A 15,286-nucleotide genomic window follows, 5' to 3' on the forward strand; every position below is an offset into this window, starting at 1 on the left:
ATGCAAGCAGAAATGTAGCTATGGTGGGAAAATTATTTTAATGAATAAGTCTTTGCCAAAGAATCAGCGCTGGAATGGTATCCAAGCTGTTGATAAACCGAGCTGAGTCGCTTTACATTCTGTTGGAAGTCCGGGTGTCCAGTCCCCTGCAACTCTTTTCTTATATCCAGAGCATTTTCCAGTAAATCTTTTGCCTGTGAAATTTTTTTTCTTTTTAATTCCAGCTTTGCCCTGTAACTGTATAGGTTAGCAAAACTGATATTTTCGGAATCATACCTATCCCTCATTATTGAAAGGGCTTCTTTGAAGACTTTATCGGCAGCCTCAAGGTTGTTTTTAGCTGTAAGCGTTTTTGCCAGATTTGATTTTACGATGCCAACATAGCGATGGTTTTCTCCCAGTGATGAGGCGTAAATATCGATAGCATTGCGGTAGGCATGCTCTGCAGAATTCAGTTGTGCTTTCTCAAACAAAGCATTTGCCAGATTATTGTAAGCAGTGCCGGTTTGTATATGGGAATAACCTAAAAGGTTTTTTCGGACTTTGAGGGCTTGGCGATAGTAGGTTTCAGCTTGATCATAATTTCCTTGATCGACAAGGAATCCGGCAAAATTATTCAGGCTTTGAGCTGTTATTGGATGATTTAGACCATAAATCTTTTTTCGTATTTTCAACGTTTCAGTATAATAAGTCTCTGCCAAATCAAACTCACCCCTTGTCCGGTATAGGACAGCCAAATTATTTTTTATGTTGGCGACTTTAGGATGAATATTGCCATAATTATTTTGTCTTATTCTCAGGGCTTCTTGATAAAACTGTCTTGCTGTTTCCAAATTTCCTTTTGACTTTTCGAGGACCCCCAGGTTGTTCAGGCTGTTGGCAATATCGGGATGGTTGGGCGTTAAATTATTTTGTCGAATTTCCAGAGCCCTATTATAAAGTACTTCAGCCGAATCGAGATTCTCTTTGTACCTCATCAAGGCTCCCAGATCACTGAGTGTTTCGGCATATTGGATATCATTGGGACCCAGAATATTTCTTCGGATATCCAGTGCTTTGGCATAATATGGTTCTGCCTGCTGGGTTTCTTGTGCTTTTTGGTGTAACCCGCCAAGATCGTTATAGATAGATGCAACTTCAGTATTTAATTCGCCATTTATTTTAGTTTGAATGTTGAGGGCACGTTTTAACAGCATCTCGGCCCTGTCATATTCTCCCAGATTTGTATAAACCCTTCCCATAGTATGCAACATTTGACTTTGAACCCCCGGTTGTTCACCGAGCTGATCAATTTGGTTGAGTCCTTCTTCAAGAATAGATTTGACTGGTACTGTTTCTCCGTTGGTTTCAGCGGGATTGCTAGCAGAAAAGAGACTGACTAAAAATTCAGAAGTTTCTTGTGCTCTTTCTGCCTGTAGACGAGCTCTGTTTCTTTCCTGGGTTATACGCCAGGTATAAATGCCAGCAAATGAGACAATCAGGAATATAAAACCCATTGTGGCTGCCAATTCTGTTTGATGCCTTTTAATAAACTTTTTTGCTTTATAACGTAATGTATCCTTTCGGGCAATAATCGGTCTGTTTTGTTTATAGCGCCGGAGATCTTCCAAAAATTGTTCAATAGAATCGTATCGTTCTTCCGGTTCCTTTCTTAACGCTTTCTGAACAATAGCATCCAGATCACCTTTTAACGTTTGGCTAAGTGAAGTAGGCTTTGTATGACGATCTCTTGCTTTCTTTTGACGAATATCATCCGGTAATTGCAAAAACCTCTTGCGGGGTGTCGAATGAGGCTTCGTCCGGATTATATTTTCAATTTCTGTCAGTTTTTTCCCTTCAAAATCAAAGGGATGTGCTCCGCAAAGCAACTCGTGAAATACAATGCCGAGCGTATAAATATCCGTCGCAGTGGTAATCGTCCTGTTCTCTATTTGTTCCGGTGACGCATAGCTGTAGGTAAGCAGGCGGGCTCCCGTTTGGGTCTGGTAAAGGGGTTGTTCCGGGTCTTCATGCTCAAGTAATTTTGCAATGCCAAAATCGAGAATTTTGACTTCCCCATCTTCAGTAACTAAAATATTGGATGGCTTAAGGTCTCGATGAATAATAGCATTTTTGTGTGCATGTTGAACGGCGCGGCATATTGACCGGAAGAGCTGGATCCGTTCCTCAATGGAAAAGGAATGCTGGTTGCAATATTCGTATAAAGACTTTCCTTCTACATACTCCATGACCAAGTAAGGCAACCCTTCCGGGGTTAGCCCCCCGTCCAGAAGTTGGGCAATATTGGGATGATTCAGTTTTGCAAGTATCTGTCGTTCACGCTTGAATCGGGCTACATTTGAAGGAGTTTGCAATCCACGTCGTAATACTTTGAAAGCTACCTGTTGTTTGTAAGTATCATCCGCTCTCTTAGCTAAAAATACAGAACCCATGCCGCCGTGACCGATGAGTTCAATAACTTCGTAGCTGTCTATAGTAGTTCCAACAAGAGCAGCATCTTTCTTCTGGACCTCTTCATTTAAAACATCCTGGGCAAGCTGTTGCTGATAATCGCTAAGTTCTTCCAGGAAACCTTCAGTATCAGATTGTTCGATAGCATCAATAAGGGCGGTAACATCCTGCCTGAGCTGCTTGTCTCCCTTGCATTGTTCCTGTATATAGGCGTCTCGTTCTTTTTTTGTCAGTTCAAGTGCGGTATCTACAATGTTATTTATTTTCTTCCACTGCTGTTGATTCATACCGAAAAAGACCTATTTACTCTCTTTCTTTTTTAATTCCTTGTAGAGCCACCCCCGTGCTTTAGCCCAGTCTCGTTTTACTGTTCGTTCTGAGACTCCCAAAGCATCTGCCGTAGCGTGAACGGTCATCTGTCCAAAGAAACGGAGTGTTACAACATCGGCCATTCGTTGATCCAGCTGAGCAAGTTTATCGAGTTCCTCATCAAGGTCGATGATTTGTTCTGACTCCTGGTGAACTTTTAACAACTGGTCAACGTAGGTAACGTCTTTTTGATCTCCCCCGCGTTTTTTTGCTTTCTTTTTACGGGCATGATCAACCAGTATTTGACGCATACATCTGGCGGCAATGGCCATAAAATGACTTTTATTTTTGGCCTCGATAGCCTCCTGATCAATCATCTTGATATAAACTTCGTGAACTAATTCGGTTCCCGAGATGGTAACTTCTCCATGCTCCGATTGAAGTTGGGAATAGGCCAGTCGTTTTAATTCCTTGTAGATAAGTGGGAAAAGTTGGGAATAGGCTTCTTCATCACCCCGTTGAACTTTTATTAACAGATTGGTGACCTCTGACTTTTTTTTCATTATCCCCGAATCAGTTCTTTTGAGTTTTCCAACGACCTTTTTAAATATATATGCTCTTTTAGGGGTTACAAAACATAAAAGATATTCATAGCTGATATCTTACACATATAACAATATTTTACGCCCGGGGATGAAATTCTTTGTGCACCTGGTGCAGCAGTGAACGATCCACATGAGTGTATATTTCTGTAGTGATGATCGAAGAATGCCCCAGCATTTCCTGGACGGCGCGCAAATCGGCCCCGCCTTCTAAAAGGTGAGTGGCAAAGGAATGGCGAAAAATATGGGGATATACATTCTTTTCAATTCCAGCCCGTTCCGCCGCATCGTTGACAATATTCCAGATGCTCATGCGCGACAGTGGGTTGCCCCGCTGACTGAGGAAAACTTTATTTTGGGATTTTTGAGGATTTTTATCACTCTGAAATTTTGGTCGGACCGTCTCAATATAATGTTCAATAGCTAGTTGAGCAGCCTCTCCAACCGGGACCAATCGTTCTTTATTTCCTTTTCCCAGTACGCGGATAAAACCGATTTCAAAGATGAGGTTATTTAATTCAAGTCCCGTCAATTCACTGACGCGCATTCCTGTGGCATAAAGGGTTTCCATTATGGCTGCGTTACGGATTCCCGCATCGGTTTCGCGATTGGGACTGTCAATAAGCGCAGCAACTTCATCCGGATCTAAAACATCAGGTAGTTCTTTCGTTTTTTGAGGAAGTTCAATCAATTCTGCCGGATTGGCTTCTGCCATTCCCTCTACCACAGCAAATTCATGGAACCCGCGTATACTGGATATATTTCGTGCAATAGAACTTACCGCTAGATCCATTGCAGAAAGCTCTTCTATATATTGTTCTATATGTTGAAGAGTGACTCCATTTAGATTATGAATCCGAAGGTCACGGGCAACAAATCTCAGATATCGCTGGAGATCATTCTTGTAGGAAAAAACAGAATTTTCAGAGAGACTTTTTTCAAGTTTAATAAACTGCAAATAGCGTTGTAACTCTTCCTCGTAGTGCATAGTGTTACGAGTTATAATACTCATCAACAGGTGGAGTGGAGTCTCCTTCTTCTTGTTCTTCGGCTTGTTTACTTTCCGATATTTTTGATCTCTCTGGCTTTTTATCTTCTGAAGACTGATCAGTTGATTCACTTTCTTTTTCTTCATCCGGGTATTCGACACGACTGTGATAAATACCGACTAAAATATTAAGGAATGTTTCCTTAATAGTAGTAAGATCCTTGAAGGTAAGGGGAGTCTTGCTAAGTTGACCCTCACTCACACGAGTCTCGATCATTTTATCAATAAGATTTTCGAGCTTTTGATAATTGGGGTCTTTCATGGCCCGGGAGGATGCTTCAATACAATCAGCCAATAACAGGATGCCGGTCTCTTTAGTTTGGGGGAGGGGGCCATCATATCGAAAATCTTCTTCACGAATCTCTTTTTTATCCTCATCAGCATTTTCCTGTGCTTTATCCCAGAAAAATTTAATGAGGGAAGTGCCGTGATGTGTTTTAATGAAGTCAATAATGATCTCCGGCAGTTTATGCTCTTCTGCTATTTTTACTCCATTGGATACATGGGCTTTGATTACCAGAGCACTCATTCGGGGCTTCAGCTTATCATGTTCATTGCTTTCAGTTTGGTTCTCTGTAAAATAACCGGGGTTCTCCATTTTGCCGATATCGTGATAAAGTCCTCCTACACGACACAACAAGCTATTGGCACCGATGGCTCCTGCTGCCGCTTCCGCAAGGTTAGATACCTGCAGGCTGTGATGGAACGAGCCCGGAGCTTTGGTCATAAGATCCTTTAATAACGGCAGGTTGGTGTCGCTCAGCTCTAATAGGGTAAAGTCAGTAGTAACATTAAATGTTTTTTCAAATAAGAGAATAAGTGGATAGGTAAACAGGATGAAAATGGCATTAATCGCTATGAAAAACAGCTCATTGGCCAGTGCTGTCCATCCCTGAAAAGCCGTCATGCTAAAGGCTATCACAACAATAGTATATGATAAAAATACGATGCCGGGAGTGGTAAAGAAAAACTGCGAACGCTTTTTAATATCACGAACCGAGAACAGGCCTAGGCTACACGCAACTGTAGTTGCTGTTACGTGTTCAAAATTATTGCCGTCAATAAGTCCTGTGAGTAGCGCAAGTGTAATAGTTGCCAATAATCCTACCCTGGAGTCAAATATGATTGTGAGAATAATGGGGGCAATAGCTACCGGGACAATATAGGATGAAATTGTATCCAGCTCGTAGACAATAGAGCTGCCTATACAAATAATTGACATAGCAATGAGCACCAGCAGGAGCAGGGCATTATTCTTAAAGATATAACGTCTGTAAAGGTACAGATAGAAGAAAAAGATGGTGACAATAGCTATTACGGCTATGATATCTCCCCCGTAGCGAAGCCAGCGTTCCATAGTAGTGGCATTTTGGGAACGGGCCTCAGCCAGACTTTCAAGCATAGTTAACTTTTCTTCGGTAACAATATCACCTTTGCGGATAATAACCTGTCCTTGTGCTACCGCTCCTTGTGTAGTAGATACTTCTGACAGGGCTTCCTGAATATGGCTTTGAGTTTCTACAGGATCGAAAAGAATATTCGGTTGAATAACCTGTTCAAATATTCTTGTGCCGGCAGATACAATGTCCTCACTAAAAGTTTCAGATAAGGTTTGTTGAGTAAATACTATAGACTCTTTTATATCGTACAGATTAGCAACATTACGTGTTCGTTCAGTACGTTCTTTGAGATCACGGACAATTACTTTGTTTTTCTCCAGAGCACTTTTGGAAGTATCAATAATGCCTTCTTCAAGTAACTGTGTCGTAATATCAGTAATCTGCTGTTTCAAGACATTGAGAACAAACTCATTACGAACATTAAAGCTGGAAGCAGCAGTCTTATTTTGAATCACCGTTTGCTCATAATGGGTTATCAAAGCCTTCCAGGTATCTTCTGAAAAATCCAGAGGAGCATTTTTTTTCATGTTTACAAATTGAAGGCTGTCTGAACGGCTGTCAGTAGCAGTATCTTCCTTGGCTATTTGCCACTGTTCGTAGCTGTTTAAAACAGGTTCCAGACTTTTGTATAGTGAGTCAAGTCGGTTTTGTATTTGTACATTAGCCTGGGGATCAATGTTGTAAATCGGGAGCGTAGCATCTCTGATGTTTTCGCGCTCCATTGCAATGGTTTCCTGATCTTTTTTAATGGGAAAGGTAAAGGGGGCCGTTAAATTGTCAGCCCTCCATGGTTCTCCGATACTATAATTTATAGGTTCTTTAAAGCTTGTCTGTGGGATGGACGCAATTAATACTCCCAAAAAGCCGAGTATAATAAGAGACCGAATATAGATATTGTTTTGCAGAGACGAAGATTGCTCTTGTTGCTTTTTCTTTTCCCCGATTACAGGAACCTTTCGCTGTTTTTTAGGGGCCAGCCCAAGTTTTTCAAGAATGCTCATAAATATCTTTAGATCTGTCTTTCAAGAGGTAGAAACACTTGGAAGACATTAAAATGTACCTGCAAGATACTTTGATTAACAAATTATACCAACTTACAATTTATTAAGTGATGTTTTTCAATAAAATGCTGTAGTGGTTTATTCAATAAGTTTTAGAAAGTCATTTTGATTAAGGATAGAAATATTTTGTTGTTGGGCTTTCTCGTATTTGCTTCCGGGAGATTCACCTGCCAGCAAGTAATCGGTATTTCCACTTACGGAGGAGGTAACCCGGCCACCATGTTCCTCAATTTTTTGGGTAGCTTCTTTCCGGGTAAAGTCAGGCAGACTACCGGTAAGAACAAAGATTTTATCTGCTAGTTTTTGTGTTTTCTGTTTGTCTTCTTCTTTTCTAAAAGTAAGGCCTGCTGATTTGAGAGAGTAGACCATTTTTAAGTTAGACTCATCATTAAAGAAAGTAACCACTGATTCCGCTATTTTAGGGCCTATAGCATCGATTTCTGAGATGCTCTCTTCATCCGCCTTGATAAGTGCCTCCATTGTTCCAAAAGCATTGGCAAGGTCCCGGGCAACTGTTTTACCAACAAAGCGGATTCCCAGAGCATAAATGAGTCTGTCTAGGGATTGCTCTTTACTCTTTTCTATGGCTGATAATAAATTTTGAGCACTTTTTTCAGCCATGCGTTCAAGAGGCAGAAGTTGTTCTTTGTTGAGCTGATACAGATCTGAATAATTTTTGATTAGTCCTTCCGAAACCAATTGGTCAACCACTTTTTCCCCGAGTCCTTCAATATCCATGGCATCCCGGGAAGCAAAATGGGCAATACGCTGACGTATTTGCGGGGGACATTCAGCGTTAGTACAGCGCCAATCTACATTATCCCCAAGTTTTGTCAGCTCATGTCCACAGGCCGGGCAGTCTTTCGGCATCTTAAATGGTGGATTACGATCTTCCCGATTCGGATTAACGACGCTAACCACCTGGGGAATAATTTCGCCTGCCTTTTCTACAACAACGCGGTCACCCGGACGGATATCCTTACGGTGGATCTCATCTTCATTATGGAGTGATGCTCGTTTAACTGTTGTTCCGGCTAGCTCTACAGCCTTAAGTTCGGCTACGGGGGTTATTTTGCCCAATCGTCCCACTTGCAGGCTAATATCATTAATGGTGGTCGTAGCTTGTTCCGCCTCAAACTTATAAGCGATAGCCCAGCGAGGTGCTTTTGAAGTTGAACCAAGCTGCGACCTGAATTTGTCTTCATTGACTTTAATCACAACCCCATCCGTTTCAAACGGTAGGTTGTGTCTTAGCTCTTTCCACTCTTCAAGCTGTTGATGGACTTCATCAATATTCTTACACTTTTGATAGTACTCGCATACAGGAAGCCCGAACTCAGACAGCATCTTCATCTTTTCCAGTTGGGTGAGCGGCTGGGATTCCTCCAATAGCAGGTCAAAACTAAAAAAGCGAATAGGTCTTCGTGCAACCTCTTTGGGATCCTGCATTTTAAGGGAACCAGCCGTAGAATTCCGGGGATTGGCAAATGGCGATAATCCTTGTTCTTCCCGGTGCTCATTCATCCTTGCGAAAGCCTCTCGCTCCATGTAAGCTTCTCCCCGAACTTCCAAGACCTCAGGATAATCACCTTCCAAAGATAATGGAATATCCCGGACTGTACGGAGATTACGGGTAATATCATCGCCGCGCTCCCCGTCTCCACGAGTTGCACCCAATGCCAGGTCCCCATCTTCGTATCGAAGGCGAATGGCAGTGCCATCAAATTTTAGCTCTGCCATATAGGTGAAGTTGCTGTGATCTAGCCGTTCACGTACCCGGCGGTCAAAATCATTCAGCTCCTCTTCATTATAAGTGTTATCGAGACTTAGTAAAGGTACTGGGTGCTGGATCGTTTCAAAATCACTGCTGGGTTCACCACCGACGCGGCGAGTAGGGGAATCCGGATCCTGAAGGTCAAACTTGTTCTCAAGTTTTTCTAGCTCGGATAGATATTCGTCAAACTTCTTATCCGAAATAAAAGGCTGGGCTTCCTGGTAGTAGGCTTTATTGGCTTTTTCAAGTAAGTCTCGTAGTTCATTGATACGTTCTTGTGCCTGTTTCTTATCCATTGCTAAAATTTATTGACGTTCGAGCTGACGAATAACCGAAGGAGGCGGGGCCCCAATTCCCAGAGAATCGGGTGAAGGTTGCAGCCATTTCGGATCGCCTTCGAAAAAAGATCTGTTTATTTCTATGCGCCCCGTTTGTGGATTAAAAAACTGTTCCTTGAAATTAGTAATAGGGTGACCATTCATTAGCAAAACAATATTATTGATCCCATTACGGAATTGAAATTCATTTACAAAATTAAATCGTATGGCTTCCCCCTCTTCAATCCAATATGGATTAAGAGCTCCGGTAACATCCGTAAATACACGAACAGGTTCCAGTTTACCGTGTGCTGCATAAAGTACTATGGAAAGAGTATCGGACAGCTCGTCTTTTGGAGCCTCTAACTGATTTCTTGTTGATGAAGTCAATTCGGCACTATCATTATTTTCTATAGCTGGAGAGCTGGACTGAAGAGTACCAGATGGAACGGTCGCCTGTATAGGCGTTTCCTGCTGTGAAGAGCTTTGGCCATTCTCTGTCGGTGGACGAAAATAAAACCAGTAAACAAGGAATGCTGCCACACCAAATAAAAGAAGGGTAAAAAAGACAGGCTTCCATTTTGGTCGCTGCTTGCTGAATGGAGAAAAACGTTCAGCCATATTAACCCAGTCGATAGAAGTAACCTTTTCAGATCTTTTTAAAACTATATCTTTTTGGGTAGTGCTGGTAGCAGGGTCGTTTTTTTGTCTTTTTTCGGAATTAGTTTCTTTTTTATCCGTTGTCGGTTCTTCCGGACGTAACTCATCATCAACAAGGCTGCCGTTATAGTGGCCTTTTTCCATCTGGTCGAGCGCATGGATGATTTCCCTTTCATCAATAGCAAGTGTACTGGCATAACTGCGAACATAGCCACGGATATATGTCGTTGTACCGGTGATATCCTGGAAAAGAGAATCATCCTCAATAGCATTTAGAATATGTTTCGGAATTTTTGTGGACTGATGGATCTCTTCTAAACTAATTCCTTGATCCTTCCGAATGATCGCCAAATCATTTCCAAGTGATGGCATAGGATAAATGACAGATTATAAGTGATTAATAACCGTTGAATTGACCGTAAATCTAAACAAATATGACGGTAGGCAAAAGTTTTAATAGGTAATACAATTTTATTTGTAAGGATTTGATTGCAAAATGATCTTACCTAGAAAAGTATTCAATGAAGAAGATGTTTCAAAATATGGTAAGAGGCATTTCAGGGGTGGTTTTCCCTAATGTATGTGCATGCTGTGGACTTGAAAATACTGAACATCAGCGTCTGCTCTGTTCTTTTTGCCTTCAGGAACGGTTTGAGGATGCTAATCCTGACAATGCCCCTGTTTCAAGTGATATTATTTTACCGGAAGGCGTGATTGCCCAACACGCCCTATGGCAGTTTGACAAAGGGGGCGACCTACAGGACTTATTACACTTATTGAAATACGAACAACTGACAGGTATTGGGGTTGACTTGGGACGTGAATTGGGAGTCCGAATAAAGAAGCATTCTTTGTTGAAGCAAAAACTAAGCTTTTTTCCAGCTGTCCTTTTGCCTGTCCCATTGCACTATCTAAAATTTCGGTACAGGGGGTTTAATCAGGCATTTAAAATAAGCTTGGGATTTCAGCAGGTTTGGAACGATCTGTCTATTTGTGATATTAAAAGCGTAGTAAGAGATAAAAATACGCGCACTCAAACGGGACTTTCTCTAAAAAGACGTCGTCAAAATTTGAAAAATGCATTTAAGGTAAAAAAGCCTGCTGAGATAAAAGATAAGCTTGTCGTCATTATAGATGACGTTTTTACCACCGGAGCCACTACTTTTGAGCTTGCTCATACGGTTTTAGATAGTGGTGCCAAAGAAATAGTAGTATTGACGGTTGCACAGGCTTAATCCTCAGTATTAATTCGTTTTTTCAAAAAAAGAAGGATATTTTTAAGGTTATGAATAGATTTAGCTCGCAACGTCAAAACTTATTTTTAGAAACAAAGCTGGGTATCGTTACCCGAACAGGAGACTGGTTCCATACTACATCCAAACATATTAAAGAGTTTGTCCCAGGGCTTTTGGAGAAACGATCACTTGATTTACTCGTCGAGGAAGCTATTGCCTGGGTGCGTAGTGCGGATAGCCTGTCCTTGACTTTGTTGCTTCTTTTACTGCTTTTTATCCATCCCATATTTGCAGCCGTTATTGCTATTGCTTTCCATTTTTTTTGGTATCGCTTTAAAAGTGGTTTTGTTACGATTTACTTGGGCAAACTGCTCAAGTTTATGAATAAAGATGGGTACCTCTTAATGACTTCTTTGGTCATTATTAGCCTTTTAGGAATAGACGGACAGTATTTGGCGGTGGGAATAGGGCTAGTCTTCTTTTTCCTAATGAAATTGGGACTCCTTAAGATGCTTTGGGATAAGATGGATAAAGGTAGCGATAATCATCTAACACTTAACGATCGTGTATTTAAGATGATTCTGGTGAGGTATGCAATGTTTTATAATATGGCACCGGCTGAAGTACAAACAATGGAAGAACGATTTAAAGAACTAGCAATAAGCAGGAAAAAAGGGAACTAGCGTGAGTATATCGAATATTTATTTAGCCCGTCATGGGGAGACCGAATATAATCGACGAAATCAAATACAAGGCAGGGGTATTGATGTATCTCTGAATGAGACCGGTCAACTGCAGGCGAAGGCCCTTTCAGCACATATTCATACCCTTGATATTGATTATTTATATAGCAGCAGCCTAAAGCGTTCTCGGGAAACAGCAGAATATGTAGGTAAATATTGTAATCTGGAGAACCAATCGTACCGGGAGCTGGATGAAATGAACTTTGGAATATTGGAAGGTCGCCCCATTGAGGAGATAGAATCAGAGCTGCAACAGCTGCATGATAATTGGAAGTCAGGGGAAGTTTCATTTGCTTTAGAAAAAGCTGAAAGTCCTCGTAAGGTCTTGGAACGAGCCGGAGGACGAGCAGAGAACATCATTCGTGAAAAACACAGGTCAAATATCTTATTTGTTCTTCACGGCCGCCTTATTCGGATTTTAGTTTCACATTGGTTAGGTATGGGGCTCTCATCCATGCATAAAGTTGCTCACAGCAATGGTGCTTTATACCATCTTCAATGGGATGGCCAACAGTTTAGGTCAGTCTTTTTAAATAATACTGATCATTTGAAAAATGGGAGTCTGGACTCATTATCGAATGAAAAATGGTCGAGAATTGAGCTACAATAGTTTGGAAAAGTATTTGAGGGTTAAATAATTATGAGCGAAAAAGTACGCAAGATGTTCGCGGATATTGCCGATGATTATGATCGGGTAAATTCTATATTATCATTTGGTGTTCACCATATCTGGCGAAATCGGGCGGTACAGTTAAGTGGTGCCCGGGAAGGGGATAATGTGCTCGATTGTGCAACGGGTACCGGGGATTTAGCTTTGAAATTTAAGGAGTCTGTTGGTGATAGTGGATCTGTGCTAGGTACAGATTTTTGTAAGGAAATGATTGAGCACGCACCGGAGAAAGCCAGAGAACATAATCTGGAAGTTGAGTTCGAAGTGGCGGATGCAATGAATCTGCCTTATGAAAATGACCGTTTCGATATTTCCAGTATTGCATTCGGCATTCGTAATGTAGATGATCCGGTACAGGCTCTTAAAGAGATGGGGCGGGTTGTCAAGCCCGGTGGCACGGTAGTGGTTCTGGAATTCGGTCAGCCGAAAGGATTGCTAAAATATCCTTATGAGCTTTATAGCCAATATATTATGCCCACAGTAGGCGGGTGGATTAGTGGAAATCGGGAAGCCTACTCTTATCTGCCCAGAACGAGTGCTAAATTTCCGGCTGGCAATGAGTTCATTTCATTGATGAAAGAATCTGGTGCTTTTACTTCTCAGATGTTCGAAAAGCTAACCGGCGGCATTGCCTATGTATATGTGGGTACTGTGAAATAAAAATGTGTATATTAAATCCTAAATTTTACTACGAAAAACATCTTTTATCATGTCAGTAATGCAAATTGAAGCAATTAAAAAAGTATTACCACATCGTTATCCGTTCTTATTGGTAGATCGCGTTTTAGAACTGGAAGAAAAACGCATCCTAGCCTATAAAAATGTTACGGTAAACGAGGACTTCTTTAACGGTCATTTCCCGGAAAAACCATTGATGCCGGGCGTATTGCAGGTAGAAGCCTTGGCACAAACAGGTTGCATAATGTTAACTGAAAATCATATTGAGAATCCTGATGAAAGTCTGATCGTTTTTACTAATATCAATCAGGCAAAATTCAGAAAGTCTGTAGTGCCGGGCGACCAGCTTATGATGGAGGTATTTCTGACTAACCGCCGACGTAATTTTACGACTATGGAAGGAACCGCACGTGTGAATGATAAAGTTGTTTGCGAGCTTGAAGCTACTTCTGCAATTGTACCTAAAGAAGACGAATGAGTACACAATCCCCAAACCGTCCTCCCAAAGTAACGACCCAGACTATCGTGGATATGAAGGGTGAAGAGCGGAAAATTAGTATGCTCACCGCCTATGATTTTACGATGGCTAAAATTATTGACCGGGCGGGTATTGATATTATCCTGGTAGGCGATTCAGCCAGTAACGTAATGGCTGGTTACGATACTACGGTACCCATGACGCTCGATCATATGATATATCATTCTTCCTGCGTGGTACGCGGAGTAGAAACCGCGCTTGTTATTGCAGACCTGCCTTTTATGAGCTATCAGGTAACACCTAAAGAGGCTTTGATTAGTGCAGGACGCATGATGAAGGAGGCAGGGGTTCACGGTGTGAAACTAGAAGGAGGAAAGCCTGTTGTTGAGACTATCCGGAAAATTGTGGAGGCGGGTATTCCTGTTATGGGACATCTCGGACTTACGCCTCAAAGCATTTATAAATTTGGAACGTATAAAGTACGTGCCACTGAAAGTGAGGAAGCCCAACAACTGCTGGAAGATGCCAAAAAGCTTGAAGAAGCCGGATGCTTTTCCATAGTACTGGAAAAGATACCCGCTGGTCTGGCAGAAAAGGTAACAAATCAACTTTCTATTCCTACCATCGGTATCGGGGCCGGCAAGAAATGTGACGGACAAGTACTGGTTGCACACGATATGCTGGGACTTAATAAAGAGTTTAAACCACGCTTTCTCCGACGGTATGCCGATCTGGATACGAAAATGACCGAAGCGGTACAAAATTACATCCGGGATGTGCAGTCCGGGGACTTTCCTAATGAAGAAGAACAGTACGATAGTTAATTTAGCTATACTACTTTTGTTTCAAGCTGCTGCTGATCATTATATTTGTAACGCATTAAACTTTTAACAAAGATACGATGAGTAATTCTGAAGACCCGGTAATTCTTGTTTGTAATGATGACGGTATTTTTTCACCGGGCATCCAGGCTTTGGCTGAAGTAGCCGATGAGTTTGGGGAAGTCCACATTATAGCGCCCGATCGCGAGCAAAGTGCTGTGGGGCATGCGGTGACGGTAGATACACCCTTGCGTTCCCGTTCGTTCCAGGTGGATGGCCGATTTAACGGGCAGGCCGTAACCGGAACCCCGGCCGATTCAATAAAGCTTGCGCACGATCAGCTAATGAAGCGAAAACCGGATTTGGTTGTTAGCGGTATTAACCACGGAAGCAATGCAGGAGTTAATATTTTATACTCCGGCACTGTAAGTGCTGCCACCGAAGGTACGATTTTGGGGTATCCGTCCATTGCCGTAAGCTGTACGGATTTTGATGAAGAAGCAGACCTGAGCGGAGCAAGGGATGCGGCACGCAAGGTAATTGGGTACGTGCTCAGTCAGGGACTACCCAAAGGCGTTACCTTAAATTTGAATGTGCCACCCGGAGAATTAAAGGGGATTAAATGGGCACGTCAGGCAGATAGCCGCTATGTAGAGGAATTTGAGGGGCGAGTAGATCCGAATAATCGGTCCTATTACTGGCTTACCGGCCGATTAGAGCTTCTGGATGAAGGAGAAGATCTGGATATTAACGTACTCAAGAAGGGATATGCCGCCTTGACACCCATTCAGTATGATATGACCGCCTACACCCTGCTAAAGGATGTGGAAGATATAGAGCTTTAGTGAAAAGATAATTCTGTTTTTAACTTATAAAAATAGAACGCCCAAACATATTTAGGCTTTTCTATATTTTCCCCAACTTTTTTGTAACAAAAACGGTTGAAATGACTCTTGTTATATGAAAGGGGTACGAAAAAGTGCCTGCCAAGCCACCCATCGGGATGGGATTGGAATCAAGAGAATAGGTAACAAAATAG

13 protein-coding genes are annotated in these 15,286 nt (G+C 41.9%); 7 read left to right on the top strand and 6 right to left on the bottom strand.

Going from position 1 to position 15,286, the window contains the following annotated elements:
• Positions 1–32: 32 nt before the first annotated feature.
• The 6 genes from ABEB05_RS11040 to ABEB05_RS11065 form a co-directional block, all read right to left on the bottom strand.
• A complete protein-coding gene (locus ABEB05_RS11040; RefSeq protein WP_265790111.1) occupies positions 33–2,738 on the bottom strand; it encodes a serine/threonine-protein kinase in 2,706 nt (901 codons plus the stop codon).
• A gap of 12 nt (positions 2,739–2,750) precedes the next feature.
• A complete protein-coding gene (locus ABEB05_RS11045; RefSeq protein ID WP_265790113.1) occupies positions 2,751–3,323 on the bottom strand; it encodes an ECF-type sigma factor in 573 nt (190 codons plus the stop codon).
• A gap of 118 nt (positions 3,324–3,441) precedes the next feature.
• The gene (gene xerD / locus ABEB05_RS11050; protein ID WP_265790114.1) at positions 3,442–4,374 is read right to left on the bottom strand and encodes a site-specific tyrosine recombinase XerD; all 933 of its coding nucleotides are present in this window, start codon (positions 4,372–4,374) and stop codon (positions 3,442–3,444) included.
• Entirely contained in the window at positions 4,355–6,811 is a 2,457-nt protein-coding gene (locus tag ABEB05_RS11055; protein WP_265790116.1) for an HD family phosphohydrolase, read from the bottom strand. The genes xerD and ABEB05_RS11055 overlap by 20 nt, the downstream gene beginning before the upstream one ends.
• 138 nt (positions 6,812–6,949) lie before the next feature.
• Positions 6,950–8,941, bottom strand: a complete 1,992-nt coding sequence (gene ligA, locus ABEB05_RS11060) for an NAD-dependent DNA ligase LigA (RefSeq protein ID WP_265790117.1) — start codon at positions 8,939–8,941, stop codon at positions 6,950–6,952.
• A 9-nt stretch (positions 8,942–8,950) separates the two neighbouring features.
• Positions 8,951–9,994, bottom strand: coding sequence for a helix-turn-helix domain-containing protein (locus ABEB05_RS11065; protein WP_265790118.1), 1,044 nt, complete (start codon positions 9,992–9,994; stop codon positions 8,951–8,953).
• Positions 9,995–10,143: 149 nt separating this feature from the next.
• Between ABEB05_RS11065 and ABEB05_RS11070 the strand changes: the two genes are divergently transcribed.
• The 7 genes from ABEB05_RS11070 to surE all read left to right on the top strand — a co-directional run bounded on the left by ABEB05_RS11070 (position 10,144) and on the right by surE (position 15,092).
• A complete protein-coding gene (locus ABEB05_RS11070; protein ID WP_265790119.1) occupies positions 10,144–10,857 on the top strand; it encodes a ComF family protein in 714 nt (237 codons plus the stop codon).
• Positions 10,858–10,907: 50 nt separating this feature from the next.
• Positions 10,908–11,540, top strand: coding sequence for a hypothetical protein (locus tag ABEB05_RS11075; RefSeq protein ID WP_265790120.1), 633 nt, complete (start codon positions 10,908–10,910; stop codon positions 11,538–11,540).
• Position 11,541: 1 nt separating this feature from the next.
• Positions 11,542–12,210 (top strand): histidine phosphatase family protein, encoded by a 669-nt coding sequence (locus ABEB05_RS11080; RefSeq protein WP_265790122.1) that lies wholly within the window; start codon positions 11,542–11,544, stop codon positions 12,208–12,210.
• Between the two features lie 30 nt (positions 12,211–12,240).
• A complete protein-coding gene (ubiE, locus tag ABEB05_RS11085; protein WP_265790123.1) occupies positions 12,241–12,930 on the top strand; it encodes a bifunctional demethylmenaquinone methyltransferase/2-methoxy-6-polyprenyl-1,4-benzoquinol methylase UbiE in 690 nt (229 codons plus the stop codon).
• 49 nt (positions 12,931–12,979) lie between these two features.
• Entirely contained in the window at positions 12,980–13,426 is a 447-nt protein-coding gene (gene fabZ, locus ABEB05_RS11090; protein ID WP_265790125.1) for a 3-hydroxyacyl-ACP dehydratase FabZ, read from the top strand.
• The gene (panB, locus tag ABEB05_RS11095) at positions 13,423–14,250 is read left to right on the top strand and encodes a 3-methyl-2-oxobutanoate hydroxymethyltransferase (RefSeq protein WP_265790127.1); all 828 of its coding nucleotides are present in this window, start codon (positions 13,423–13,425) and stop codon (positions 14,248–14,250) included. The genes fabZ and panB overlap by 4 nt, the downstream gene beginning before the upstream one ends.
• 77 nt (positions 14,251–14,327) lie before the next feature.
• The gene (gene surE, locus ABEB05_RS11100; RefSeq protein WP_265790128.1) at positions 14,328–15,092 is read left to right on the top strand and encodes a 5'/3'-nucleotidase SurE; all 765 of its coding nucleotides are present in this window, start codon (positions 14,328–14,330) and stop codon (positions 15,090–15,092) included.
• Positions 15,093–15,286: the final 194 nt, after the last annotated feature.

It is taken from the genome of Fodinibius salicampi (genome assembly GCF_039545095.1).
In the GTDB taxonomy this organism is placed as follows: Bacteria; Bacteroidota; Rhodothermia; order Balneolales; family Balneolaceae; genus Fodinibius; species Fodinibius salicampi.